Below are 26,440 nucleotides of genomic sequence, written 5' to 3' on the forward strand. Positions count from 1 at the left end.
GCAGTTACGCGCAGCGAAGCAATCCAGAGTCCCGTCCACCACACTGGATTGCTTCGCTGCGCTCGCAATGACGGAGGGGCCCGCGTTCTGATCGTGCAGCGCACACTTGACGTCGGAGGTAACTGACACCGTCGTCGCCTGCGCAGAAAGTCCTTGACCCCTCCACACGCAAATGATGCGAAGGGTGCACCAGGGAGTGAAAACAACAACAATGCGCCTGCCGTTCTACTATGGCTGGGTCATCGTCGCCGTGACCTTCGTGACGATGGCGATCGGCGTCAATGCGCGCACCGCGTTCTCGCTGTTCTATCCGCCCATTCTCGCCGAATTCGGCTGGGACCGCGGCGTCACCGCCGGCGCGTTCTCGTTCGGCTTCGTTGCGTCGGGCATCGTCAGTCCGCTGATCGGACGGTTGATGGACCGCACCGGGCCGCGCGCGGTGATGGAACTCGGCGTTGCGCTGATGGGCGGCGGGCTGCTGCTGGCGCCGCTGACCACGCAGCCCTGGCATCTCTATTGCACCATCGGCGTGATGGTCGGTGCCGGCAGCGTCTGCCTCGGCTATTCCGGCCAATCGCTGTTCCTGCCGAACTGGTTCATCCGCCGCCGCGGGCTGGCCATCGGCATCGCCTTTGCCGGCGTCGGCTTGGGCTCAATGACCCTGCTGCCCTGGGTGCAGCACATGATCGCGCAGACCAATTGGCGCACCGCCTGCACCGCGATGGGCATCGTCGTCCTGGTCGTGCTCGCGCCGATCAATCTGCTGCTGCGCAAGAAGCCGGAGGAGATCGGCCTGCGCCCCGATGGTGACGCCGCGCCGCTCGCCAATGCCGCCAAGCCAATCTCGAACATCGTCGATCCGGCCTGGGCCGGCATCGACTGGACCTTGTCGCGCGCGCTGCGCACGTCGCGGTTCTGGTGGCTCGCGCTCGGCTACTTCTTCGGCCTCTACGTCTGGTACGCCGTGCAAGTGCATCAGACGAAGTACCTGCTCGAGATCGGCTTCAGCTCGAGCGTCGCGGTGTGGGCGCTCGGCGCCGTCAGCCTGCTCGGCATTCCCGGCCAGATCGCGCTCGGTCATCTCTCCGACCGGCTCGGTCGCGAGGCGGTGTGGGGCCTCGGCTGCCTCGGATTTGCGATCTGCTTCGCGGCGCTGATCGCGCTGAAGGCGTCGCCATCGCTTGTGCTGGTCTATGTCATGGTGGCGACGCAGGGCGCGCTCGGTTACGGCATCACGTCGGTGATGGGCGCGGTCGTGCTGGAGATCTTCCAGGGCGCGCAATTCGGCAGCATTTTTGGCACATTGATGTTGATCGGTCTGTGCGGTGGTGCCGCAGGCCCCTGGGTCACCGGCGTGCTGTATGATCTCACAACCAGCTACACGCCGGGCTTCGCGATCGCCTTCGTCGGCGCGTTCGTCTCGGCCGCCGCGATCTGGATCGCCGCGCCGCGCCGGGTGCGTGTCGTGGCCGGACAGTTGCACAGGTTAAAGACGGCGGTAACCGCATAATATGTGATCTGATCGACTTGCCATCGCCGCGCGGCCGTGAACCAATCGGCAAAACGCCGGGAGAGGGACCCCATGAACGAGCATGTCCAGGCCGCCAAGCCCGCGCCGCTGTTCAATCCGCTGTCGCCGGAGTTCATCCGGAATCCGTATCCATTCTATCAGCAGCTCCGTGACAACGACCCGATGCATCTGACGCCGTTCGGCTCGTACCTCGCCAGCCGGCATGCGGAGTCGAGCCTGGTGCTGCGCGACAAGCGCTTCGGCAAGGACTTCGTCGCCCGCTCGATCCGCCGTTACGGTCCGGAGATCATGAACGAGCCGGTCTTCCGCAGCATGAGCCATTGGATGCTGCAGCAGGACCCGCCCGATCATACGCGGCTGCGCGGTCTCGTCGCGAAGGCGTTCACCGCGCGTCGCGTCGAGGACATGCGGCCGCGCATTCAGGAGATCGTCGACCGCACGCTGGACGAGATCATTCCGCGCGGCCGGATGGATCTGATCGAGGATTTCGCCTTCAAGCTTCCGGTCACGGTCATCTGCGACATGCTCGGCATCCCCGAGGAGCACCGCGAGGCCTTCTACAAGAGCTCGCGCGAGGGCGGCCGGCTGCTCGATCCGGTGCCGCTGTCGAAGGCGGAGATTGCCGAGGGCAATGCCGGCAACGCGGTGTCGAAGGCCTATTTCCAGCACCTGTTCGAGCTGCGCCGGAAGAATCCGGGCGATGATCTCACCACGCAACTGCTGCAGGCGGAGGAGGACGGCGCCAAGCTGTCCCACGAGGAGCTCACCGCCAACATCATCCTGCTGTTCGGCGCGGGGCACGAGACCACCGTCAACCTGATCGGCAACGGCCTCTTGGCGCTGCATCGCAATCCCGATCAGCTCGCGTTGCTGAAGGCGCGCCCTGAGCTGATCACCAATGCGATCGAGGAGTTCCTGCGCTACGATTCCTCGGTGCAATTGACCGGGCGGGTCGCCCTCGAGGACATCGAGGATCTCGGCGGCCGCCGCATCCCGAAGGGCGAGACCGTGCTGTGCCTGCTCGGTTCGGCAAACCGTGATCCGGCGGTCTATCCCGACCATCCGGAGCAGCTCGATATCACCAGGCCCAACGTGAAGCCGTTGTCGTTCGGCGGCGGCATCCACCATTGCCTGGGGGCGCAGCTCGCCCGGATCGAGGCCGAGGTCGCGATCGGAACCCTGCTGCGGCGGCTGCCGGAGTTGAAACTGGATGACGCGGACAACCCGGACTGGCGGCCGACCTTCGTGCTGCGCGGGTTGAAGCGCCTGCCGGCGCAGTGGTAACCATGTCCGTTAACGGAGTTGTGCAACGCCCCCGGAAAGACCGACAGCGCTGTGACTTCGCCATACTTAATCCTATATGATTGGGCGTTCCGGCATCGAATTTGGCGTGGCGGCGGCCGCACTGGTTATTGGACGCCGGAGCGTTGTCCTTTGAGGGAGACCCCGTGCAGACGACCCTGCTCGGCTTGGCGATTGCCTTCATCCTTGCGCTCCTTGCTGCGCTGATCGGCCCGTACTTCGTCGACTGGAACCAGTTCCGGCCGCAGTTCGAGGCCGAGGCGGGCAAGATCATTGGCGTGCCCGTGCGGGTCGCCGGTGCGCTGGACGCACGGCTGCTGCCGACGCCGACCCTGCGGCTGCGCCAGGTGACCTTCGGCGGCGCCAATCATCTGGGCAAGCTGCGCGCCGACAAGCTCGACGTCGAATTCAGCCTCGGTGACCTCATGCGCGGCGAGTGGCGCGCCAACGAGCTGACCATCGGCGGCATGGCCGCCGATCTCGGCCTCGATGCCAAGGGCCAGATCGATCTGCCGGCGGCCTCCGGCAAGTTCAATCTCGCCGCGCTGGCGATCGACCGCTTCAACCTGACCGGCCGCGTCGCCCTGCACGACGCCGCCAGCCGCTCCACGCTTGAGCTGACCGACATCGTGTTCTCCGGCGACGTCCGTTCGCTCGCCGGCTCGCTTCGTGGCGACGGCGCAGTGTCGATCCGGGGCGGCCGCTATCCGTTCCGGGTGTCGTCCAGCCAGGACAAGGACTTGAGCGGCCTGCGTGTCCACCTCAACATCGACCCGGGCGAACGCCCGGTCGTGGCCGACATCGAGGGCCTGATCAGCTTCCCGAACCGCGCGCCCAAATTCGAGGGCGCGTTGACGCTGTCGTCACCACTGAAGGAGCAGGGCGACAAGGACAAGCCGGCCGCGGGGGCCAAGGAGCCTTCCAACAAGGAGCCCGCCGCGAAGCAGGCTCAGCAGACGAAGACCACGCCGTTCGATCAGGCCGGCGGGACCCCGTGGCGCATCGCCACCAAGATCGTCGGTGATCCCGCCTCGGCCAAGCTCGATCAGATCGAGGTCACCTTCGGCCAGGACGATCGCTCGCTGAAATTCACCGGCGGCGGCGAAGCCAAATTCGGTGCTGCGCCGACGCTGAAGGCGTCACTGTCCGCGCGGCAGCTCGATGCCGACAAGCTGCTCGCCGGCGGCGAGGAGGTGAAGGACCGCAGGGCGATCGCGCCGGCGCGGGTGCTGCCGGCGCTGCGCAATTGGATCGCTCAGCTGCCGACCTTGCCGCTGCCGGCCAATGTGCAGTTCACGACCGAGCAGATCATGCTCTCCGGCCGTCCGGTGCAGAACTTCACCGCAGACCTGCACAACGAGACCACAGCCTGGAGCCTGGAGAAGGTCGATTTGCGCGCGCCGGGCTCCACCCGGCTGACCTACCGCACCATCGGCATCTCGACCTCGGTGACCTCAGGCTTCACCGGCGCGCTCGACCTGGAATCGGCCGAGCCGGACGCGCTGGTGGCCTGGCTGCAGGGACGTAGCGACACCAGCTACCGAACGCAGCGTCCGCTGCGCGTCCGCGGCGATCTCAACGTCGCGCCGGAACGGGTCGCGATCGACAGCCTCAAGGCCGATATCGACGGTGGCTCGGTCGACGGCCGCGTCGCTCTGATCAATCGTCCCGGCGGCGCCGGCTCGCGCTTCGAGGCGGCGCTGAAGGGCGACCGGCTGGATCTCGATGCGGCCATGGCGGTGACGCGCTCGCTCGTCGGCGTGACCGGCGAATGGCCGGCCGAGGCCAGCGTGGCGCTGGATGTCGGCCGCGCCAAGCTCAGCGGCCAGGAGCTGCGTCCGCTAGCCGCGCGCTTCTCCTATGATCCGAAGACCATCGCCATCGATCAGATCAAGTTCGGCCAGAGCGGCGGTGTGACGACCGAGGGCTCGGGCCGCTTCGATCGCACTGACGCGACCGGGCGTCTGATCGTGACGTCGATGGCGGCGTCGCTGAAGGAGATCACCGCGCTGGCGCAGCCCTTTGCGCCGCAGATCACGGCGCGCTTCGATGCGCTCGCCACGCCTGCGGGGGCCGCGCGGCTGAAGCTGACCTTGGATCTGGCAAAGGATCCGGCGAATGCCGATCGCAGCCAGGCCAAGGCCGTGCTCGATCTCGACGCGCCGCAGTTGAAGGGCTCCGCGACACTGACGGCCAAGCCGCAGGCGGCAGCCCTGCGCAGCTTCGAGGTCGATGCAATCGACCGGACGGAATTGGGCCTCGAGGGCAGATTGTCGTCGGAGCAGGGCGGGGCAGTGCTGGCGCTGCTCGGGCTCGACCGCATCGCGGCCGTCGGCAGCGGCCCGGCTGAGTTCCAGGCCAGCGTGACCGGCAGCTGGCGCGCGCCGCTGCGGATGAATGCCAAGCTGTCGGGGAGCGGCCTCGACGGCGACGCGCAGGGCACCGTCGAGCCCTGGGGCGACAACACCAAGGCCAACGTCAATCTGCGTCTGCGCAGCGCCAATCTGGCGCCGCTACTCGGCCTGAAGCCGCAGGACAATGCGGCCCAGAACATCAGGCTGTTCGGCCGCCTCGGCTTCTCCGGCAACCGGCTGACGCTCGACGACATCGACAGCACCGTCAGCGGCGCGCGGCTGCGCGGCCGGCTCGCGGCGACGTTCGACGACGACAAGCAGATCGAGGGCGAGCTCGGCCTCGACACGCTCGACGTGCTGCAGGTGTTTTCGGTGCTGGTCGGCGCAGCTGGGCGCGAGCCCGCGGAGCCGCTCGGGGCCGGTCTCGTCAAGGGCTGGCGCGGACGGGTATCGTTCCAGGCGCTCAGCGGCGCCGTGCTGAGCGGCGCCGATCTGCGCCCCCTGGGCGGCGCGATCAGGAGCGACGGCCAGTCACTGACGATCGAGAACCTCAAGGGCAAGCTCGGCGGCGGCGAGGTTATCGCCACCGTCGAGGCGCGCCCCAATGCCAATGGCCTCGTGCTCAACGGGCGCGTCGAGCTTTCCGGCGTCGACGGCAACGCATTGCGCTATCGCAATCTGAAGATGCCCGCCGGCAAGGTCTCGGCGCAGATGACGCTGGCCGCCGAGGGCCGCAGCGTGCAGGGTCTGGTCAATGCGCTCTCCGGCAACGGCACCGTGACGCTGGACAATGCCGCCATTCCGAATCTTGACCCCAAGGCGTTCGATGTCGCGCTGCGCGCGGCGGACGCGGGACAGCTCGGCGATGACGGCAAGCTGCGGCAGGTGGTCGAACCGGCGCTGGCCTCCGGCAATCTGTCGGTGCCGTCGGCGCAGATCCCCTTCATCATCCGCGACGGCCGGGTGCGCGTCGGCGCGACGACATTGGAGGCGCAAGGCGCGCGCGCCATCGTGTCCGGCGGCTTCGACATTCCGGCCGATCAGGCCGACATTCGCGCCAGCCTGAGCTCCAATACCGTCGGCAATGCCAACAGCCGGCCCGAGCTGCAGCTGTTCGTGGTCGGCACGCCCGATGCGCTGACGCGCGCGCTGGACGTCACCTCGCTGTCGTCCTGGCTCGCGGTGCGCGCGATCGATCGCGAGACGCGACGGCTGGATGCCATCGCGCGCGGCGAGGTGCCGCCGGCCTATCCGTCGTCGACGGCCTCGGTCCCCGGCGCGGGTGATGCCAATGCGGCCGTGCCGGCGACACCGGATGTGCCGCTGCCCGGGCGCGATCCGCGTCGCGACCCGCGCGCCAAGCTTGGCGGTCCGCGCGCCGCCGTGCCGCCCCTGACGGCGCCGCAATCCGCGCCCGCGGCGGCACCGCCGGCTTCCGCTCCGCAGGGCACGAGCGTGCCCCCCGTGGCGGCGAGCCAGTCTCAGCTCGCGCCGCTGCCGCCGCCCGTCGAGGTCAAGCCGGCCCCGGGCGTGCTGCCGCCGCGCCCGCGGCCGGTGCCGCGTCCGCCGATGTCGCTGACGCCGCCGGGCAGCCCGTGATCTCCGGCCTGCGGGAGCCGCGCCGATGATGACGCTGCGCCAGGTCGAAGTCATCCGCGCGGTGATGGTGACCGGCACCATCAACGGCGCAGCACGGCTGCTGAAGGTTTCCGCGCCAGGCGTCAGCCGGCTGGTGAAATACACCGAGCGCTCGCTCGGCATCCGCTTCTTCCAGCGCCAGAACGGCCGCTACTTCCCGACCCCCGAGGCGCAGAACATCTTCGAGCAGATCAACAGCGTCTACGAGAAGGTCGACGACCTCAGCTACATCATCTCCAATATCGGCCGCGGCGCGCTGTCCGAGCTCCGCGTCGGCTCCGTCCCAAGTATTTCCCAAGTGATGGTACCGCGCGCGATCGAAGGCGTCCGCCGCCGCTACCCAGACTTGGGCATCGACATCAACATCCTCAAGATCGAGGAGGCGATCGACTACCTGATGCTGGGCAAGGGCGAGTGCGTGGCGATGAGCTACCGGCTCGATCATTCGGGCCTCGAATTCATGCCGTTGGCCTCGGGCGAGCTGTTCTGCATCGTGCCTCCGGGCCATGAGCTTGCCGGCCGCAAGCAGGTGTCGGCGGCGGAGATGACGCGCTATCCGCTGATCGGCATCGATCCGAACGATCCTTACGGCCGCATCATGGCCGAGATCTTCGCGCGCAACAAACTCAGCTACAACATCTCGATCAAGGCACGCTTCGGCACGACGGTGTGCGCGCTGGTGAAAGCCGGACTCGGCATCGCCGTGATCGACCAGTTCACCGTCGCTCATGGCGGCTATCCCGGCATCGAGCTGATCAGGATCGCCGAGCCGACGCGCTTCGATACCTACATCGCGGTCAAGCGCGGCACGCCGCTGTCGCTTTACGCGGAGCATTTCATCGACTGCCTGCGCACGGAGATGCGCGCGCTCGAGCCGGGCCGCCGGCCGGCGGGGAAGCCTGCGAAAGCCGCCGCCGGCAAAAGATAACATGATGTTAGGTTCGGCGGATATTTGGGTAATTGTGTTAGGCGCGGGACGCGCTATCGTCCGCTCCGTCATTCATCGCTCCCGCGGCGATCGCGCGAGCAGCAGCAGAGACTGAAGCGAACGTGCCCGATCTTTCCGCGCTCAAAGCCCGCAAATTCCTGACCGGCTTGATCGGTGCCCCGATCGCGCATTCGGCCTCTCCCGCCATGCACGAGCATGCCGCGGCGGTGCTCGGGGTGCGCTGTCATTACCAGCTGATCGAGGTCGCCGGCGCCGACCGCGCAGGCCTCGAGATGCTGCTGCACGGCGTGCGTCGGATGGGCTTCGCCGGTGTCAACGTGACCTACCCCTACAAGGAGGCCGTCGTCGAACTGCTCGACGAACTCGCGCCGAAAGCGGCGGCGATGGGCGCCGTCAATACCGTCGTGGTGCGCGATGGTCGGCTGATCGGCCACAACACCGATACCACTGGCTTCGAACGCGCCGTGGCGCCGCTCGTCAGCCAGACCAGCCGCGGCGTGGTGGCGCTGATCGGCGCAGGCGGGGTTGGCAAGGCGATCGCCTTCGCACTTGCGAACCTCGGCGTTGCCGGCCTGCGCATCTACGATACTGATCGCGTCCGCGTCGAGAAGCTCGCGAGCCTGCTGCCGGCTGGCACGATCGCGACAGTCGTCGGCAGCGTCGAAGAGGCGCTGCAGGGTGCCGTTGGCGTCGTCAACGGCACTCCGATCGGGATGCTGCCGAACCGCGGTACGCCGGTGCCGGATCACTTGCTGCGCCCCGATCTATGGGTTGCAGATGCCGTCTATTCACCGTTGTGGACGCCGCTCCTGAAGGCCGCGAAGGCAAGAGGAGCTCAGGTCCTGCTTGGGCGCGAACTCGCGATCTATCAGGCTGCCGACGCCTTCGAGCTGTTCACCGGGCTGGCGCCGTCAACCGAAGCAATGGGCGCGGCCTTCGACAATCACATGGCGGAGAGATATCAGGCGGTTGACGCCGCCTGAGCTGGCCGCCAATACGCGGCGGAACAAGTCGTTCAAGCAAGAAACGCAAACAAGCGTTGCGAAGCAGAGGAGGAAACAACGTGAAATCGATCATCCTGGCTGGCCTGTGCTCGGCCGTGCTGCTGTCCGGAGCTGCCTACGCGCAGTCCGGCGCTCCCATCAAGATCGCCAATGTCGCCGAGCTCTCCGGCGGTGGCGCCACCGTCGGCAACAATTGGAAGAACGGCATCGACCTCGCCGTCGAGGAGATCAACGCCAAGGGCGGCATCCTCGGCCGCAAGATCGAGGTCAGCCATGCGGACTCGCAATCGAACCCCGGCGTCGCGCGTGCGCAGGTGCAGAAGGCGCTCGACAACGAACCCTACGTGCTGCTCGGGCCCGGCTATTCCGGCTCGGTCAAGGTGACGGCTCCGCTGGCGGCGGAAGCCGGGATTGCGCAGATCATGGGCGGCGAGGCGGCCGAGCTGACGCAGGCCGGCAACAAATTCCTGTTCCGGACGTCGTTCGGCCAGCAGTCCTCAATGCCGAAGGTCGCGAGGTACATCAACGACGAGCTGAAGGCGAAGTCGGTCGCGGTCGTCTGGGTCAACAACGATTTCGGCCGTGGCGGACGCGACGTCATCACCAAGGAGTTCAACCGTCTCGGCATCAAGGTCGCTGCTGATCTCTCGACCGAAGCCGGCCAGGCGGACTTCGCGGCCGACGTCAGCAAGATCAAGGCCGCGGCGCCGGACGCGGTCTTCATCTACGTCAACGAGGAAGAGAGCGCGCGCATCCTCAAGGAGATCAAGCGACAGGGCGTGACCGCGCCGCTGATCGGCGAGACCACGCTGGTCGGCCAGAAGGTGATCGAGCTCGCCGGTGACGCCGCCAACGGCGCCCGCGGCCATGTCGGCCTCACCACCGACGCGCCGGTCGAGGCCGTCAAGGCGTTCCGCGACCGCTTCGTCAAGAAGTACAACTACGTGCCCGACCACAACGGCCTCAAGGGCTATCTTGCGATCTACATGGTCAAGGCGACGACCGAGAAGATGGGCAAGGTCGACTCCAAGGGCTTTGCCGATGCTCTGCATGGCTTCACCATCAAGACCTCGGCCGAGCCGAACATCCTGATGGACGTCACCTTCGACCAGAACGGCGACATCGATCGCCAGGGCTTCCTGGTCGAGGTCGTCGAAGGCAAGCAGGTCGTGAAGCAGGTGCTGCCGAAGCTCAACTAGGGACAGCGGTGGATCGGCGGTGCGGGTGGGGATGCCTGCGCCGCCGTCAACCAAAGGGCTCACGGGGAAACCATGTCCAATCTGCTCGACCTGATCGTGGCGGGACTCGCCACCGGCGCCATCTACGCGCTCGTCGCCCTCGGCTTCACCTTGCTGTGGCAGACCTCGCAGACCATCAACTTCGCGCAAGGCGAGTTCGTGATGCTGCCGGCCTTCCTGATGCTCGCGGTGATGCATGTCGGCGCACCGTTCTGGCTGGCGGTGCTCGTCGGCATCCTGCTCTCCGCGCTGCTGCTCGGATTGGGCTTCAAGCTGCTGCTGGTCGATCCGATGCTGCGCCATGGCGTGCTGCCGCTGGCGATCGCCACCATGGCGCTGGCGATCGGGATCAAGGAGGCGGTGAAGCAGTTCTTCAGCGCCGAGGCCTCGCCATTTCCCTCGATCGTGCCGGTCGGCGACGTCACGATCCTCGGCCGCGCGATCTCGCTGCAGAGCCTCGGCGTGCTCGCGGTCGCGATCCTGGCTGTCGTCGGTCTCACAACGCTCTTGAACCGCACCTCGCTTGGCCACCAGATGCAGGCCGCGGCCCAGAACCCGACGGTGGCGCGCATCATCGGCGTGCCGGTCGAGCGCATGATCCTGCTGACCTTCCTGATCAACGCCGTGCTTGTGGCGCTCGCCTCGCTGCTGATCACGCCGATCTATCTCGCCAAGTTTTCCAGCGGTGAGGTGCTGGGGCAGGCGGCCTTCATCGCCGCGATCGTCGGCGGCTTCAACCAGGTGCGCGGCGCCATCGCCGGCGGCCTCCTGATCGGCGTCGTCGACAACCTCGCCGCCGCCTATGTCTCGACGCAGTATCGCGCGGCCGTTCCGATGCTGCTGTTGATCCTGGTGATCCTGTTCCGGCCGCAGGGCCTGCTCGGCCGGGCCGAGGAGCGCACGGTATGAGCAAGCACAGCAGACTGCTCCTCGCCGCTCTGGCCGTCGTGGTCATCGCCGGCCTCATCATGATCCCGATGAACTTCAACCGATACGGTCTCTACATCCTGAGCCAGTGGGCGGTGATGACGATCGCCGCGATGGGACTCAACCTGACGCTCGGCTATGCCGGGCAGGTGTCGCTGGCGCAGGGTGCCTTCGTCGGCATCGGCGCCTATGGCGCGGCGATCCTGACCACCCATGGCTGGCCGCTGATCGTGGCGCTCGGGCTCGTCATCGTGATCTGCTTCCTCGTCGGCTGGCTGCTCGGTTATCCGGCGCTGCGCGTGCAACATCATTATCTCGCCTTCGTGACGCTGGCCTTCTCAACGCTCATGTTCCTGGTGTTCCGCAACGAGAGCTGGCTCACCAACGGCATCTACGGCATCAGCAACATTCCGCGTCCCGAGGTCCTGGGCTTCCCGACCCGCAAGCCGCTGCCGTTCTACTATCTGTGCCTCGGCTCGCTCGGCCTCGTGACGCTCGCGATGTGGTGGCTGATCCGCTCGCCCTGGGGCCGCGCCTTCATGGCCTTGCGCGAGAACCCGATCCGGGCGCAGTCGCTCGGCATCGACACCCGCCGCTACACGCTGATGGCATTCGCGATCGGCTCGGTGCTCGGCGGCATCGCGGGCGTGCTCTATGCGCCGCTCACGCAATATGTCGATCCCGTGCCGTTCAACCTGCAGCTCTCGCTGGATCTCCTGATGATGGTGATCGTCGGCGGCTCCGGCTTCATGCTCGGACCGTTCCTCGGCGCCATGATCGCCGTGCTGCTGCCGGAGTGGCTGCGCGTCGCGGAGGGCTACTACCTGATGCTCTACGCGATCGCGGTGATCGCGCTGCTCATCTATTCGCCAACCGGCATTCTCGGCATTCTCGACCGTTATCTCAGCTCGCGGCGGACGCAGGCGGCGTCGGCGCTGCGCGCGGCGGCGCAATCCAAGCTGGAGGCGGCGCAATGACTGCAGTCCTCGACGTTCGTGACGTCAAGAAGAGCTTCGGCGGCATCACCGCCGTCGACGGCGTCAGCTTCGACGTGCAGGAGGGCGAGATCCTCGGCCTGATCGGCCCCAACGGCTGCGGCAAGTCGACCCTGTTCAACTGCATTCTCGGCCAGCTCGTGCCGAGCGCGGGCGAAGTGCGGGTCGACGGCAAGCTCGTCACCGGGCAGCGGCCAGCGGAGCTCAACCGCCTGGGCGTCAGCCGTACCTTCCAGCTGCTTCAGGTGTTCCCGAAACTGTCGGTCCGCGACAATCTCATTCTTGCGGGACAGGAGCATCGCGGCAGCATGCTGTCGCGCCTGTTCGGACCGTCGGACGCCGGCCTCACACCAACGGCCGATCAGATGATCGGCTTCTTCAAGCTGGAGCACCTCGCCAACGAGCCGGCCGGCGGCCTGTCCTATGGCCAGCAGAAGCTGCTCGATGCCGCCATGGCCTTCATGGGCGGCCCGCGCCTCGTGCTGCTCGACGAGCCCGCGGGCGGCGTCAATCCGACCATGCTCGGCGATCTCAAGGAGCGGCTGATCGCGATCAACCGCGAGCGCCGCGCCACCTTCGTCGTGATCGAGCACAACATGGAGTTCGTCATGTCGCTGTGCTCGCGCGTCATGGTGATGGCGGAGGGCAAGGTGCTGGCGATCGGCAAGCCCGACGAGATCAGGGCCAATCCGGCCGTGATCGAAGCCTATCTCGGCCACTGAGGGGAGGCGCGCGTGAGCGAACCCATTCTCGACGTCCAGAACCTCGTCGGCGGCTACGGCAAGATGACGATCCTCAACGGCACCACCTTCTCGGTGCCGAAGGGATCGATCACCACGGTGATCGGACCGAACGGCGCCGGCAAGTCGACCGTGTTCAAGGCGATCTTCGGCCTTTTGAAGCTGCGCGAAGGCAAGGTCATCTTCAAGGGCCGCGACGTCACCGGCTTGAGCCAGCGCGCGCTGCTCGGTGCCGGCATCTGCTACATCCCGCAGGGACGCAACATTTTCGGCGAGCTGTCGGTGCGTCACAATATCGAGCTCGGCGGCGTGGCCGCGCCGGCGAATATCGATCTCCCGGCCCGGGTCGAAGCGGCGCTCGACGTCTTTCCGGTGCTGCGCAAGAAGGCCGACCGGCAGGCCTCGACATTGTCCGGCGGCGAGCAGAAGCAGCTCGAGATCGCGCGCGGGCTGCTGCTGGAGCCGCAGCTCGTGCTGATTGACGAACCATCGATCGGGCTGTCGCCGCTGATGGTGCAGCAGACCTTCGACATGCTCAAGCAGCTGCGCGACCGCGGCGTCTCCGTGTTGCTCATCGAGCAGAACGCGCGCTCGGCGCTGGAGATCTCGGACTACGGCATCGTGCTCGAACTCGGCCGCACCCGCATCGTCGACAAGGCTGATCGCGTGCTCGCCGATCCGCGCATCGGACAATTGTTCCTGGGCGGCGCGATGGAGGAGACAGCGGCATGAACAAGCGCTCGATCGCAACGGTCTCCATCTCAGGCGCGCTCGACGAGAAGCTCAAGGCCATCGCTGCCGCGGGCTTCGATGAGGTCGAGATCTTCGAGAACGATCTCGTCGCCTTCGGGATGCGGCCGCGCGAGATCGGGCAGATGTGCCGCGATCTCGGGCTCACGATCTGCGCCTACCAGCCGTTCCGCGATTTCGAGGGCATGCCGGAGCCGCAGCGCGCGCGCAATTTCATCCGCGCCGAGCGCAAGTTCGACCTGATGCAGGAGCTCGGCACCGACCTGCTGCTGATCTGCAGCAGCGTCTCGCCGGCCTCGCTCGGCGGCATCGACCGCGCCGCCGCCGATTTCCACGAGCTCGGCGAGCACGCGGCGAAGCGCGGCCTGCGGGTCGGCTACGAGGCGCTGGCCTGGGGCCGTCATGTCCATGACTACCGCGATGCCTGGGAGATCGTGCGCCGGGCCGATCACAAGGCGATCGGCGTCATCCTCGACAGTTTTCACGCGCTGGCGCCGGCGCTGCCGACCAATGCGATCCGCGCGATTCCGGGTGACAAGATCTTCATGGTGCAGCTCGCCGACGCGCCGAAGCTCGAGCTCGACGTGCTGTCCTGGAGCCGGCACTTCCGCAGCTTCCCAGGGCAGGGCGATCTGCCGGTCGGCGAGTTTATGGCCGCGGTGGCTGCGACAGGCTATTCCGGGCCGCTGTCGCTTGAGATCTTCAACGACCAGTTTCGCGCCGGCTCGGCGCCGCGCACCGCGCTCGACGGCATGCGCTCGTTGCTCCTGCTGCAGGACGATCTGGCCGGGGCAATGCTCGTGGCGGCGGAGCCGCGCTTCGAGCCCCGCGTCAAGAGCCACGGCATCGGCTTCGTCGAGTTCGCCGTCAGCGAGGACAAGGCGCAGTCGCTGGCAACCTTGTTCAGCCAGCTCGGCTTCCGCAACACCGGACGGCATCGCAGCAAGGCGGTGCAGCGCTGGACGCAAGGCGCGATCGAGCTCGTGATCAATTGCGAGCCTGCGAGCTTTGCGCATTCCCACTACGTGACGCACGGTCCCGGCGTTTGTGCGCTGGCACTCGACGTGGACAGCGCTGGCCGCGCCATGGCGCGGGCGCAATCCTTGAAGACCCGCACCTTCACGCAGCCGGTCGGGCCTGGCGAGCTGGAGATTCCGGCGATCCATGGCGTCGGCGGCAGCCTCTTGTATTTCCTGGACACACACGGCCGTCACTGGGACGTCGACTTCGAGGCCGTCGCCAGTGACAAGGCGACCGACCGTCTCTTGGCGGTCGATCACATTGCTCAGTCGATGCCGCACGAGGAAATGCTGTCCTGGCTGCTGTTCTACGCCGGGCTGATCGACTTCTCGCGCCTGCCGCAGATGGAAATCGCCGATCCCAGAGGCCTCGTGCAGAGCCAGGCGATCGTCAACGGCGATCGCAGCCTGCGCTTCATCCTCAACGGCTCCACCGCGACCCGCACGCTGTCGTCGCGCTTCATCTCTGAGTTCTTCGGCTCCGGGGTGCAGCACATTGCGTTTGCCTGCGACGACATCTTCGCGTCCGTGGCTGAGATGCGCGCCCGCGGCGCGGGCTTCCTCGACATCCCGGATAATTACTACGACGATCTCGAAGCCAAATACGACCTTCCGCCCGAGACCATCGCGGCGTTGCGCGCCAACGAAATCCTCTACGACCGCGACGGCGACGCCGAGTTCTTCCAGGTCTACACCCACATCTTCGAAGAGCGCTTTTTCTTCGAGATCGTGCAACGGCGCAACTACCAGGGCTTCGGCGCGCCCAATGCCGCGATCCGCCTCGCGGCGCAGGCGCGCGAGGTACGGCCCGATACGATGCCGCGGCTGTAGCTCACGGCTCCGGGCTGATGCCCGGCAGCCGTGCGACCTCCTCGGCGAGATAGTCGATCAGCAGCCGCACGCGCGCGATCCCGGCGCGCTCCGGCACGATCAGCATGTTGAGGGGAGTCGACGGCAGACGGTGGTCGGGCAGAATGACCGTCAGCCTGCCGGCCGCGATGAGGTCGTCGACCAGCCAGGCATGGCTGCCGCCGATGCCGCGCCCGGCCAGCACGGCCTCGCGAACGCCCAGCCCGTGATTGGTGCGGAAGCAGCCCCTGAACGGCACCTCGTGGCGAGCGCCGTCGGGTCCGATGACCACCAGCACCTCGCTCCCTGCGACATTGGTCATGCGGATGCCGTCGTGGCCAATCAGCTCCTGCGGCGTGCGTGGTGTGCCGCGTCGCGCCAAATAATCGGGCGAGGCGACCAGAAGCCGGTGCGAGTAGCCGAGCGATCGCAGCTTCAAGGAGCTGTCTGTGAGCGGCGCCAGGCGCAGCGCGATGTCGACGCCTTCGCGCACGAGGTCGATACGCTCGTCGGTCAGGTTGAGATCGATGGCGATGTCCGGGTAGCGATCCTGGAAGGCGAAGGCGAGCCGGGTGATGTGAAGGATGCCGAACGCCGCCGTGCATGAGATGCGGATGGTGCCGGCGGCCGCGCCCTGGGTGCCGCGGGCCTCGTCGCGGGCCTGTTCGATCTGGCGCAGGATCTGGACGCAGCGCGCGTAGTAGCGGCGCCCCTCGTCGGTCAGGGTCACGCGCCGCGTGGTGCGGCTGAGCAGCGGCACGCCGACGGCGTCCTCCAGCTCCTGGAGGTGACGCGAGACGGTGGATTGGCCAATCCCCAGCTCGCGGGCCACGCCCGACAGGCTCCCGCGCTCCGCCACGCGGACGAAGCTGCGCATGTTGACCAGGCTGACGTCCGATTTATCCATTAAATGGCATAATCTTATCGATCCACACCGTATAGTGGATGAGTGGCTGCGGGTCTATGTCTTGGCCGGTTCCAGCAAAGGATCGACACCATGAACGTCCTGCTCGTTTTCGCCCATCCTGAACCGCGCTCCCTGAACGGCGCCCTGCGCGACGTCGCCGTCGCAGAGCTCAAGGCCCAGGGCCATGAGGTGCGGGTTTCGGATCTTTACGCGATGGGTTGGAAATCCGCCGCCGACCGCGCTGACTTCCCGCATTTGCCGCCCGATGCCCGCCTGAACGTTGCCACTGCGTCAGGCGAAGCCTTCAAGACCCATACGCTCACCGACGACGTCAGAGTCGAGCAGGACAAGCTGCTCTGGGCCGACGCCGTCCTCCTGCAGTTTCCGCTGTGGTGGTTCACGATGCCCGCGATCCTCAAAGGCTGGGTCGACCGGGTCTATTCCTACGGCTTCACCTATGGCGTAGGCGAGCACAGCGACAAGCGCTGGGGCAACCGCTATGGCGAGGGCGTCTTTGCCGGCAAGCGCGCGATGCTGGTCGTCACCACGGGCGGCTGGGAGGAGCACTATTCGGCGCGCGGCATCAACGGGCCGATCGACGACCTGCTGTTTCCGATCAACCACGGCATCCTGTTCTATCCCGGCTTCGACGTGCTGCCGGCCTTCGTGGCGCACAAGGTGAACCGGCTCGACGAAACGGGCTTTGCTGATGTCGCCGAGCGGCTGCGCGGCCGGCTACAGACGCTGTTCACGGATCAGCCGATTCCGTACCGGCGGCAGAACCACGGCGACTATCTGATCCCGTCGATGCAGCTGCGGCCCGAGCTCGGCACATCCGACGCGCGCGGCTTCGCGCTGCATGTCGATGATCGGCACTAACGTCCGATGGCGCGGGCTCAGCCCGCGCCCATCGCCACGGCGATGTGATAGGTCGCGAACGCCGCCGCATAAGCGAGGGCGAACATGTAGAAGAACGTCACGGCCATCCAGCGCCAGCTGCCGGTCTCGCGCCGGATCACCGCAAGCGTCGAGGCGCATTGCGGAGCGAAGATGTACCAGGCCAGCAGCGCCAGCGCCGTGGCGAGGCTCCATTTGGTCGCGAGCACCTGGCCGATCTGCTCGGCCGCTTCCTTGCCGCCTTCGATCGCATAGACGGTGCCGAGCGCGGCGACGGCGACCTCGCGGGCGGCCATGCCGGGCACCAGCGCCACCGCGATCTGCCAGTTGAAGCCGACCGGCGTAAGCAGGGGAGCGAGCGCCTGGCCGATCATTGCCGCGAGGCTGTAATTGATCGAAGGCTCGGTCGCGCCCTCCGGCGGCTGCGGGAACGAGGCCAGAAACCAGATCAGCACCATCATCGCGAAGATCGTGGTGCCGGCGCGCTGCAGGAACATCTTGGCGCGGGTGTAGATGCCGATCGCGATGCCGCGCAGCCGCGGCAGCTTGTAGTCCGGCAGCTCCAGCATGAACGGCGCCGGCTGGTAGTCGCGCATCATGAAGAACTTGACCAGGAACGACACCAGCAGCGCGCTGATGATGCCCGCCGCATACAGCCCGAACATCACGAGCCCCTGCAGATTGAACAGACCCCAGACCTTGGTCGGCGGGATGAAGGCCGAGATGATCAGCGTATAGACCGGGATCCGCGCCGAGCAGGTCATCAGCGGCGCGATCAGGATGGTGGTGAGACGGTCGCGGCGGTTGTCGATCACGCGCGTCGCCATGATGCCGGGGATGGCGCAGGCGAAGCTCGACAGCAGCGGGATGAAGGCGCGGCCGTGCAGGCCGGCGCCACCCATGATGCGATCCATCAGGAACGCGGCGCGCGCCATGTAGCCGAAATCTTCCAAGAGCAGGATGAACAGGAAGATGATGATGATCTGCGGCAGGAAGACGATGACGCTGCCGACACCGGAGATCACGCCGTTCTGCAGGAAGCTCTGCAGCAGGCCTTCCGGCAACTGGTCATGGACGAGCCCGCCGAGCGCGTCGAACGCAGCAGACAGAAGCTGCATCAACGGCTGCGCCCAGGCGAACACGGCCTGGAACATGATGAAGAGGATCGCGAACAGGATGAACAGGCCGCCGACCGGATGCAGCGCGACCGCGTCGATGCGGCCGGTCCAGGTGTCCGGGCGCTCCGGCAGGCTGACGGTGGAGGCGATGATGCGGTCGGCCTCGCGCTGGGTGGCGCGCAGCTCCGGCACGGTCAGGGGCCGCCAGGTGTTCGCGCGCTCCGTGCTGGCGGCCGCCGCCTGGGACAGCAGCTTGTCGGTGAGCTGCAGAAGGTCGTCGGTGCCGCCCTTGCGGACCGCAATCGAGGTCACGACCGGGACGCCCAGCGCCTGCGACAGAGCGGCCACGTCGACCGTGACGCCGCGCCGCTTGGCGATGTCGAACATGTTGAGCACGAGCGCCAGGGGGCGGCCCGTGCTCTTGAGCTCGAGCAGCAGGCGGATCGTCAACCGCAGGTTGGTGGAATCGGCGACGCACAAGACCAGGTCGGGCAGAACCTCGCCCGTGGCGCGTCCCAGCACGAAATCCCGGGTGATTTCCTCGTCAGGGCTGCGACCGCGCAGCGAATAGGTGCCGGGCAGGTCGACCAGCGAGACCTGACGGCCCTGCGGCGTCACGAAGGCGCCCTCTTTGCGCTCAACCGTGACCCCGGGATAGTTCGCGACCTTCTGACGGCTTCCCGTCAGCGCGTTGAATAGGGAGGTCTTGCCGCTGTTGGGTGTCCCCACCAGGGCCAGATGCAGCAGAGGGCTTTCCATGACGACGCTTTCCGCGGCCTATGCCACGATGACGGCCATGGCCTCGCGCCGGCGGACCGCGACGGTGATGTTGTCGACACGGACGGCAATAGGGTCGCGCCCGACGATCCCCTCATGAAGGATCTCGACTCGAGCGCCCTCGACGAAGCCGAGCTCGATCAGCCGGCTTTCCAACTCGGTGTCCGGCAGCGACGACTTGGCGCCACCGGCAGCAAGATGCTGGATGGTTCCGGTATAGCCACGCCGGGCCAGACCGAGCGGCAGAGGCGGCCGTGTATCGCAGATTTCGCTCATAGCCTGTATTTTCAATCGCGTGCCAAGAGGTCAAGCGCGGCATGCACAATGCCGCCGCTTCTTAGAGCGATTTTAAACAGACTGAGCCGACCGGCCTCTGATCTGCCTCAAGGAGCGGCTGCGGAGGCCGTGTGCCGGCTGTCCACGCTGCCCTTCGGCTCGATGCCCGACGAAGCCGCGGCGCGGCTCTTGAAGTGGTCGAGCACGAACAGGCGGATCGCCGACGACAGGTTGCCCTGCTGGCGATTGTTGTCGATCTCTCCGACCAGCTCGGACAGGGTCATGTTACGGAGACCCGAAATCTCCTTCATGCCGTTCCAGAAGGCCTCTTCGAGGCTGACGCTGGTCTTGTGACCTGCGACCACGATAGAACGTTTTACGACGGGCGACTTCATCACGCGTCCTCGCCATTGATACGATGTTGATCGAGTAATTCGTTCGCGCGCTTGTCGCGTTGGGCGTCAGTTGCGCGTTCGGACTTCGTCCTGCCGAAGCGAGCGCGGTTGCTTTCGGCGACCTTCGCTGCCTGATCGCGCTCGACGCGCTTTCTGAATCGCTTCAGGTTGATGACGTCCCCCATGCTTGCTCCAATCATTTATGGCATCGAATATCGCGAGGAGAGCATGCGCCCTGCGCAGATGAGCCTGCGCGTTCTCCAGACAATCACGTTATCGCCCCCTGATAGTTCGATAGCCATTCGCATCGTTGCGAGCTGGTTGTGTACTCACCAAACGCAGCAGAACTTGTAGTCGAGACTATCCTTTAGGGGTTAACAGCGAGAATTGCATCACCCCCCGTAGTACTACGGGACTACCGTCAAGATCGTCCGGGGCGCGTCATCTGCTCTGGCTGCACGAGGCGGTCAAATTCATCTGCGGAAACGAAGCCGAGTCGCGTCGCTTCTTCTTTCAAAGTCGTGCCGCGCTGATGCGCCGTCTTCGCCACTTTGGCGGCGTTGTCGTAGCCGATCTTCGGCGCTAGCGCCGTGACCAGCATCAAAGAGCGCTCCATAAGCTCGCGAATCCGCATTTCGTCGGCTTGAATGCCGATCACGCAATGTTCGCGGAATGAACGTGCGGCGTCACCTAGTAATTGTATGGACTGCATCATGCAATGTGAGAGCAATGGTTTGTAGACGTTCAATTCGAAATGGCCCTGGCTTCCAGCCATGGTGATGGCCGTGTGATTCCCGAACACCTGACAGCACACCATGGTCAGCGCTTCGCACTGAGTCGGGTTCACCTTTCCGGGCATGATCGAGGAGCCGGGCTCGTTTTCGGGGAGAATCAGTTCGCCTAGCCCCGAGCGCGGGCCGGACCCGAGAAAGCGGATGTCGTTCGCGATCTTGAACAGGCCGGCGGCGGCCGCGTTGAGCGCGCCATGCGCGAACACATAGGCGTCGTTGGATGCCAGCGCCTCGAACTTGTTGGCCGCGGAGGTGAACGGCAGGCCGGTGATGGCAGCGACATGCCTCGCGAACAGGGCGGCGAATTTCGGATCGGCATTGAGGCCGGTGCCGACAGCCGTGCCGCCCTGGGCCAGCGGCAAGAGGTCGCGCGCCGCAATCTCGATCCTGGCGATGGCGCTCTCGACCTGGGCGGCGTAGCCGGAGAATTCCTGACCGAGCGTCAGCGGGGTGGCATCCTGCGTATGGGTGCGGCCGATCTTGACGATGCCTGCGAACGCCTCCTGCTTGGCGCGCAGGCTCGCCAGCAGCTCCGACAGGGCCGGCACGAGATGTCCCGCGATCGCACGGGCGGCCGCGATGTGCATGGCGGTGGGAAAGCAGTCGTTGGACGACTGGCTCATGTTGACGTGATCATTCGGATGCACGGGCTTCTTGGTCCCGCGCTCGCCGCCCATGAGCTCGCTGGCGCGATTGGCGATCACTTCGTTGAGGTTCATGTTGCTCTGGGTGCCGGAGCCGGTCTGCCAGACAACGAGCGGAAAATGATCGTCGAGCTTGCCGTCGATGATCTCCTGCGCCGCCTGGACGATGGCCTCGGCCATGCGCGGCTCGAGCAGGCCGAGCTCCTGGTTGGTCTTGGCTGCCGCCATCTTGACCAGCGCCAGCGCGCGCACGACGCCCATCGGCATGCGGTCGTGACCGATCCGGAAGTTCTGGCGGCTGCGCTCGGTCTGCGCGCCCCAATAGCGGTCGGCGGCGACCTCGATCGGACCGAAGCTGTCGGTCTCGGTGCGCGTCGGTGAATTAGCTGAATGTGCCATGAAGCATGCCCATGATTGGTCACGAACCGGCGCTGGCCGGTTCAAGCATGCTCAATCTAGTGATCCGTCCGCCGTTCCGCGCGCGGCGAATCCGCCTATTTCTTGCGGAAGCGGTCCAGCCGGACGACCTCGGCGCCTTCGCCTGGCGCAGCCGGCGGCTGCGGCGTGTCGTCGGTGGGCTCGGCTGCGGGTCCGGGCAGCGGCGCAACGACCGCCGACGGGGCAGGTGCCGCGGGCAGCTTCGGCGCGGCCGGCGTCTCCGCGATGGCTTCCGACGGCTCGAACTGCAGTCCGAACTGCACCGACGGATCGAAGAAGCTCTTGATGGCGTGGAACGGCACGACCAGCCGCTCCGGAATGCCGCCGAACGACAGGCCGACCTCGAACCGATCCTCGGTGACGACGAGATCCCAGAACTGGTGTTGCAGGATGATCGTCATCTCCTCGGGGTATTGCGCCAGCAGCCGTGGCGAGATCTTCACGCCCTCGGCCTTGGAGACGAAGGTGATGAAGAAATGATGCTCGCCCGGAAGCCCGTGGGCTGCGGCATCGCTCAACACCCGGCGCAGCACCCCGCGCAGCGCGTCGCGTGCCAGCACATCGTATCGAATATGATCCGTCGCCATGATCGGTCCTGTATCGTGATCGGCCGCGCCCGAATGGTCCGATCGCCGCGCCTCTCCGGCAGCGGCATCCGCGACTCGTACCCGGCCAATCGTACCCCGCATTGGTGCCGAGGTCAGCAGCCCATGCGAATCCGCAGCCAGATATGGGAACGCCTAGAAGCTGGCGGAAGTCCGGTCAACGCAGGAATGGACGGCACGGTTGCCAAAAACCTGGGGACAGCGTCGCCGGGGCAGGGAGGCCGAAGAAAAATGAAAGTGGAGGCTTCTGTTGCCAGGTGCCTCCGAACCCCGCCTAACGGAGCTTAACCCGTTAGGACTTTAAGGTGGTCTTTCAAACTGCGTTACGCAGCCTGAGCAACCGGAGCAAAGTTGTCGTTGGCAACTATTGCAGTAGCCCGATAACGGCGGAACAATACCGGGAAAAAGCTCGCCCTTTACGCCCTCGTCGATCCTATTTCGCCCCCGCCGAAACCCGTCGAACGGACGGGCTTTGGTGGAGGCGCCGGGTACCGCCCCCGGGTCCGAATGGTTTATTTCGACGGCGATTTATTTCCATAGCCGGCAAGCCGGCACAACCAATATAGGCTGCCTGCTGCCCGCTGCACAGGGTCGAAAAGGCGCAGCCCGCGACAAAAATGTGGGTCGTTGCGGGGAACCTTTCGATCACGCTTGGCAGCCCCAAATTTGTGCCTCTAGATGGCCGGATGTCCTCCGATCCCGCGGTCTCCGTCTCGCCTGCCGACACACTCAAAGAGCCGCCCAGTCTCCGTACCCTGTTCTTCGCATTCGCAAAAATGTCGCTGTCGGGATTCGGCGGCGTGCTGGTGTTTGCGCGGCGAGCGATCGTCGACGAGCACCGCTGGATGACGGCTGAGGAATTCAACGAGACCTTCGCGCTCTGCCATTTCATGCCGGGGCCGAACATCGTCAATCTCGCCATGGTGTTCGGCGCGCGGCTGCGCGGCATCGCCGGCGGGATCACCGCCTTCGCCGGCCTGCTGCTGCCGCCGATGCTGCTGATCACCTGTCTGGCGGCGGTGTATGATCATTTCGAGCACGCGGACGTCCTGCGACGGGGACTCGCCGGCGTGTCCTGCGCGGCGGTCGGTCTGCTGGCGTCGGTGGTGTTTCGCATGCTGTTGCCGCTCCTGAAGAAGCGCGACCTGCTGGGGCTTGCGGTGATGGCCGCCGTTTTCGTCGCCATCGGAGTGACGCGGTTACCGCTCCAGGAGGTGCTGCTGGTCGCGGTGCCCCTCAGCATCCTCGTCACCTTTGCCAAGGCGCGATGGGTGCGATGAGCGGCGACGACAATCCGCTGGCCCAGCTGTTCTGGACCTTCGCGCTGATCTCGCTGTTTGCCGTCGGCGGCGCAGTGGCCGCGATTCCGGAGTTGCACCGCGTTGCCGTCGACGTCCGTCACTGGATGACGGACAAGCAGTTCGCCGATGTGTTCGCGCTGTCGCAATTGTCGCCGGGGCCGAACGTCCTGATCGTCGCGTTGATCGGCTATTCTGTCGCAGGCGTGGCGGGTGCCGCAGTCGCGACGATCGCGATGTGCGGCCCGACCGCCGTGCTGTCCTATCTCGTCTGCCGCTGGCTCGGGAACGCGCGTGACGCGCGCTGGCCAGCGATGCTCCAGGCCGCGCTCGTACCGCTGTCAATCGGCCTGATGGCGGCGAGCACGTGGATCCTGGCGCAGGCCTCCGACGACAATTGGCGGGCCGTGGCGCTGACGATCGCCGCCGCCGTGGTGGCATCGTCGACACGACTCAATCCGCTCTGGCTGTTGGCTGCGGGCGGCTGCCTTGGTTTTGCTGGCCTTCTCTAGGGAAAGTCGCTAGGCAACATGAAGATGTCCGGCGGGGACTGATCCGGACCGCTGCGCGAGAACAATGACGGCCGCCAAGGCCGATCGGGGAGGACGAGGGACATGGCCGATACGACGGGCCAGCTGTCGGGCGGGGCGGCGACGGTGCCATCCGCGCGCAGCACGACTGGCGCATTGATCATTCTGGTCCTCGCCTTCGCTCCGCAAATCATCGAAATGCTGATCGGGTTCGCCGGCTTCTTTCTGCCGGTCTCCGGCCGCGGTCCGATCCAGGCGCTGACGGCCCACGCCTCGGCGCTGGGCGCCGCTCTTCCCAGCCTGGCGCAGCAATATGCCGCAGGCGGAAAGACCTCGCTCGGCTCCGACAATCTGCTGGCCCTCATCTACACCTATCCGCTGCTCGCGGTGGCGCTGTTCACCCTCCTGGTCCGTCCGCGCGCGCCGCAGGACTATTTCGGCGGCGTCGTGCTGATGGCGATCGCGCTGTTCGCGTTGTGGGCCTCGAGCGACCTTCAGGGCATGCGCGGCTTTTCGTTCGGGGCGGGCACCGCGCCGCGCATGTTCGGACTGCTGCTGCTCGCACTGGGGGCGGCGGTGGCCGCGATCGGCGCCTTGACGCCGGGCCCGCAGCTCGCGGCCTATCACTGGCGCGGACCGCTGTTCGTGTCGCTGGCGATCCTGACCTTCGCCGTCTCCATCCGTCCGCTCGGCCTTCTCATCACCGGGCTCGCGAGCTTCCTGATCGCGGCAATCGGCAGTCCGGAGACGCGCTGGCGCGAAGCGCTGATCGTCGGCGTTTGCCTGACCGCTGGCTGTGCGTTGCTGTTCCCGTACGTGCTCGGGCTCGCCATGCCGCTGTGGCCGCGTTTCCTGCTGCAGTGAGGGCGTGATGGACCTGTTTGCAAATCTCGCCCATGGCTTCGGCGTTGCGCTTACGCCGATCAATCTCCTGATGTGCCTGATCGGTGCGCTGGTCGGCACGCTCGTCGGCGTCCTGCCGGGCATCGGCACCATCGCCACCGTGGCGATGCTGCTGCCGATCACCTTCGGCCTGCAGCCGGTCGGCGCATTGATCATGCTGGCCGGCATCTACTACGGCGCTCAGTATGGCGGCTCCACCACCTCGATCCTGGTCAATATTCCGGGCGAAGCGACATCTGTGGTGACTGCGCTCGACGGCTTCCAAATGGCGAAGCAGGGCCGCGCCGGTCCGGCCCTGGCCATCGCCGCGATCGGCTCGTTCTTCGCCGGCTGCGTTGCGACCGTGCTGATCGCGATCCTCGGCGCGCCGCTCACCAAGCTCGCGCTCGCCTTCGGCCCGGCCGAATATTTCTCGCTGATGGTGCTCGGCCTGATCTTCGCGGTCGTGCTGGCGAAGGGCTCGGTGCTCAAGGCGATCGCGATGATCGTGCTCGGCCTGCTGCTGTCGATGGTCGGCTCCGACATCGAGACTGGCGTGTCGCGCATGGCCTTCAACATTCCCGAGCTCGCCGACGGACTCGGCTTCGCCACCGTCGCGATGGGCGTGTTCGGCTTCGCCGAGATCATCCGCAATCTCGATGCGGGGGCGGAGATGGACCGCGACCTCGTGCAGAAGAAGATCACGGGCCTGATGCCGACGCGCAAGGATCTCAGCGATTCCACGCCGGCGATCCTGCGCGGCACGGTGCTCGGCTCGATCCTCGGCATCCTGCCGGGCGGCGGCGCCGTCATCGCGTCGTTCGCGGCCTATACGCTCGAGAAGAAGCTGGCGAAGGATCCGTCCCGGTTCGGCCGCGGCGCCATCGAAGGTGTCGCGGCACCGGAGAGCGCCAACAACGCGGCGGCGCAGACCTCCTTCATTCCGCTGCTGACCCTCGGCATCCCGCCGAATGCGGTGATGGCGCTGATGGTGGGCGCGATGACCATTCACGGCATCGTGCCGGGTCCGCAGGTGATGCAGAAGCAGCCTGATCTGGTCTGGGGCATGATCGCCTCGATGTGGATCGGCAATCTGATGCTGATCATCATCAACCTGCCCTTGGTCGGCATCTGGGTGCGGCTGCTGCGCGTGCCGTACCGGCTGATGTTCCCCTCGATCGTGATCTTCTGCGCGATCGGCATCTACTCGGTGAACAATTCGCCAGTCGATGTCGTGCTCGCCGGCGCCTTCGGCCTCGTCGGCTATTGGCTGATCAAGCACGATTTCGAGCCGGCGCCGCTGCTGCTCGGCATGGTGCTTGGGCCGCTGATGGAGGAGAATCTGCGCCGAGCGCTCTTGATCTCGCGCGGCGACTGGTCGGTGTTCCTGACGCGACCGCTGTCGGCGGTGCTGCTCGCGATTGCGGCGGGTCTCTTGGTGCTGGCGGTGTTGCCGACGCTTCGCCGCAAGCGCGACGAGGTGTTCGTCGAAAGCGAAGGCTGACCTGCGGCGGCACGCCGCAGGCGGAAGTCGAATCGACCTCGGACAAGACGCTGTGATGTAGCTATCACGAGCGAAAGGCCCG

General features: G+C 66.1%; 23 protein-coding genes and 1 other RNA gene. 16 read left to right on the forward strand and 8 right to left on the reverse strand.

Going from position 1 to position 26,440, the window contains the following annotated elements:
- Positions 1-211 precede the first annotated feature (211 nt).
- The 11 genes from ACQR0Z_RS07665 (at position 212) to ACQR0Z_RS07715 (ending at position 15,278) form a co-directional block, all read left to right on the forward strand.
- Positions 212-1,510, forward strand: coding sequence for an MFS transporter (locus ACQR0Z_RS07665; RefSeq protein WP_434918713.1), 1,299 nt, complete (start codon positions 212-214; stop codon positions 1,508-1,510).
- Positions 1,511-1,582: 72 nt separating this feature from the next.
- Positions 1,583-2,815: a cytochrome P450 gene (locus ACQR0Z_RS07670; RefSeq protein WP_434918227.1), complete on the forward strand. Its 1,233-nt coding sequence runs from the start codon at positions 1,583-1,585 to the stop codon at positions 2,813-2,815.
- Positions 2,816-2,979: 164 nt separating this feature from the next.
- On the forward strand, positions 2,980-6,786 hold the full coding sequence (locus tag ACQR0Z_RS07675) for an AsmA family protein (RefSeq protein WP_434918228.1): 3,807 nt from the start codon (positions 2,980-2,982) through the stop codon (positions 6,784-6,786).
- Between the two features lie 25 nt (positions 6,787-6,811).
- On the forward strand, positions 6,812-7,753 hold the full coding sequence (locus ACQR0Z_RS07680; protein WP_434860701.1) for a LysR family transcriptional regulator: 942 nt from the start codon (positions 6,812-6,814) through the stop codon (positions 7,751-7,753).
- A 122-nt stretch (positions 7,754-7,875) separates the two neighbouring features.
- Positions 7,876-8,757 carry a shikimate dehydrogenase gene (locus ACQR0Z_RS07685; RefSeq protein ID WP_434918229.1) on the forward strand — a complete coding sequence of 294 codons (882 nt, stop codon included), beginning with the start codon at positions 7,876-7,878 and terminating at the stop codon, positions 8,755-8,757.
- An 80-nt stretch (positions 8,758-8,837) separates the two neighbouring features.
- Positions 8,838-9,977, forward strand: coding sequence for an ABC transporter substrate-binding protein (locus ACQR0Z_RS07690; protein ID WP_434918230.1), 1,140 nt, complete (start codon positions 8,838-8,840; stop codon positions 9,975-9,977).
- A gap of 72 nt (positions 9,978-10,049) precedes the next feature.
- The gene (locus tag ACQR0Z_RS07695) at positions 10,050-10,925 is read left to right on the forward strand and encodes a branched-chain amino acid ABC transporter permease (protein WP_434876606.1); all 876 of its coding nucleotides are present in this window, start codon (positions 10,050-10,052) and stop codon (positions 10,923-10,925) included.
- Entirely contained in the window at positions 10,922-11,920 is a 999-nt protein-coding gene (locus ACQR0Z_RS07700) for a branched-chain amino acid ABC transporter permease (protein WP_434918231.1), read from the forward strand. The genes ACQR0Z_RS07695 and ACQR0Z_RS07700 overlap by 4 nt, the downstream gene beginning before the upstream one ends.
- A complete protein-coding gene (locus ACQR0Z_RS07705) occupies positions 11,917-12,660 on the forward strand; it encodes an ABC transporter ATP-binding protein (RefSeq protein ID WP_006615015.1) in 744 nt (247 codons plus the stop codon). Before ACQR0Z_RS07700 ends, ACQR0Z_RS07705 begins: the two co-directional genes overlap by 4 nt.
- A gap of 12 nt (positions 12,661-12,672) precedes the next feature.
- Complete coding sequence (locus ACQR0Z_RS07710) at positions 12,673-13,410, forward strand: ABC transporter ATP-binding protein (RefSeq protein ID WP_434918232.1); 738 nt, start codon at positions 12,673-12,675, stop codon at positions 13,408-13,410.
- Positions 13,407-15,278: a bifunctional sugar phosphate isomerase/epimerase/4-hydroxyphenylpyruvate dioxygenase family protein gene (locus ACQR0Z_RS07715; RefSeq protein WP_434918233.1), complete on the forward strand. Its 1,872-nt coding sequence runs from the start codon at positions 13,407-13,409 to the stop codon at positions 15,276-15,278. The genes ACQR0Z_RS07710 and ACQR0Z_RS07715 overlap by 4 nt, the downstream gene beginning before the upstream one ends.
- 1 nt (position 15,279) lies before the next feature.
- On the opposite strand, the gene ACQR0Z_RS07720 is transcribed toward ACQR0Z_RS07715, so the two are convergent.
- A complete protein-coding gene (locus ACQR0Z_RS07720) occupies positions 15,280-16,203 on the reverse strand; it encodes a LysR family transcriptional regulator (RefSeq protein WP_434918234.1) in 924 nt (307 codons plus the stop codon).
- Positions 16,204-16,293: 90 nt separating this feature from the next.
- Between ACQR0Z_RS07720 and ACQR0Z_RS07725 the strand changes: the two genes are divergently transcribed.
- Entirely contained in the window at positions 16,294-17,082 is a 789-nt protein-coding gene (locus ACQR0Z_RS07725) for an NAD(P)H-dependent oxidoreductase (RefSeq protein ID WP_434860710.1), read from the forward strand.
- A gap of 17 nt (positions 17,083-17,099) precedes the next feature.
- Here the strand turns inward: ACQR0Z_RS07725 and feoB are convergent, their stop codons facing one another.
- The 7 genes from feoB to ssrA form a co-directional block, all read right to left on the reverse strand.
- The gene (feoB, locus tag ACQR0Z_RS07730; protein ID WP_434860711.1) at positions 17,100-18,977 is read right to left on the reverse strand and encodes a ferrous iron transporter B; all 1,878 of its coding nucleotides are present in this window, start codon (positions 18,975-18,977) and stop codon (positions 17,100-17,102) included.
- Positions 18,978-18,995: 18 nt separating this feature from the next.
- Positions 18,996-19,271, reverse strand: a complete 276-nt coding sequence (locus ACQR0Z_RS07735) for a FeoA family protein (protein WP_434860712.1) — start codon at positions 19,269-19,271, stop codon at positions 18,996-18,998.
- A 107-nt stretch (positions 19,272-19,378) separates the two neighbouring features.
- A complete protein-coding gene (locus tag ACQR0Z_RS07740) occupies positions 19,379-19,666 on the reverse strand; it encodes a ribbon-helix-helix domain-containing protein (protein ID WP_434860713.1) in 288 nt (95 codons plus the stop codon).
- Positions 19,666-19,851, reverse strand: coding sequence for a DUF4169 family protein (locus ACQR0Z_RS07745; protein WP_035648592.1), 186 nt, complete (start codon positions 19,849-19,851; stop codon positions 19,666-19,668). The genes ACQR0Z_RS07740 and ACQR0Z_RS07745 overlap by 1 nt, the downstream gene beginning before the upstream one ends.
- Before the next feature lie 236 nt (positions 19,852-20,087).
- Positions 20,088-21,500, reverse strand: coding sequence for a class II fumarate hydratase (gene fumC, locus ACQR0Z_RS07750; protein WP_434860715.1), 1,413 nt, complete (start codon positions 21,498-21,500; stop codon positions 20,088-20,090).
- 95 nt (positions 21,501-21,595) lie between these two features.
- Complete coding sequence (locus ACQR0Z_RS07755) at positions 21,596-22,126, reverse strand: SspB family protein (RefSeq protein WP_434860716.1); 531 nt, start codon at positions 22,124-22,126, stop codon at positions 21,596-21,598.
- A 254-nt stretch (positions 22,127-22,380) separates the two neighbouring features.
- Positions 22,381-22,736, reverse strand: a transfer-messenger RNA (tmRNA) gene (gene ssrA / locus ACQR0Z_RS07760).
- A gap of 94 nt (positions 22,737-22,830) precedes the next feature.
- Between ssrA and ACQR0Z_RS07765 the strand changes: the two genes are divergently transcribed.
- The 4 genes from ACQR0Z_RS07765 (at position 22,831) to ACQR0Z_RS07780 (ending at position 26,358) form a co-directional block, all read left to right on the forward strand.
- On the forward strand, positions 22,831-23,424 hold the full coding sequence (locus tag ACQR0Z_RS07765) for a chromate transporter (RefSeq protein WP_434918714.1): 594 nt from the start codon (positions 22,831-22,833) through the stop codon (positions 23,422-23,424).
- The gene (locus ACQR0Z_RS07770) at positions 23,421-23,954 is read left to right on the forward strand and encodes a chromate transporter (RefSeq protein WP_434918235.1); all 534 of its coding nucleotides are present in this window, start codon (positions 23,421-23,423) and stop codon (positions 23,952-23,954) included. The genes ACQR0Z_RS07765 and ACQR0Z_RS07770 overlap by 4 nt, the downstream gene beginning before the upstream one ends.
- Positions 23,955-24,056: 102 nt before the next feature.
- Positions 24,057-24,836 carry a tripartite tricarboxylate transporter TctB family protein gene (locus ACQR0Z_RS07775; protein ID WP_434918236.1) on the forward strand — a complete coding sequence of 260 codons (780 nt, stop codon included), beginning with the start codon at positions 24,057-24,059 and terminating at the stop codon, positions 24,834-24,836.
- 7 nt (positions 24,837-24,843) lie between these two features.
- A complete protein-coding gene (locus ACQR0Z_RS07780; protein WP_434918237.1) occupies positions 24,844-26,358 on the forward strand; it encodes a tripartite tricarboxylate transporter permease in 1,515 nt (504 codons plus the stop codon).
- The last annotated feature ends 82 nt before the right edge of the window (positions 26,359-26,440 follow it).

It is taken from the genome of Bradyrhizobium sp. HKCCYLS3077 (assembly GCF_051167555.1).
In the GTDB taxonomy this organism is placed as follows: domain Bacteria; phylum Pseudomonadota; class Alphaproteobacteria; order Rhizobiales; family Xanthobacteraceae; genus Bradyrhizobium.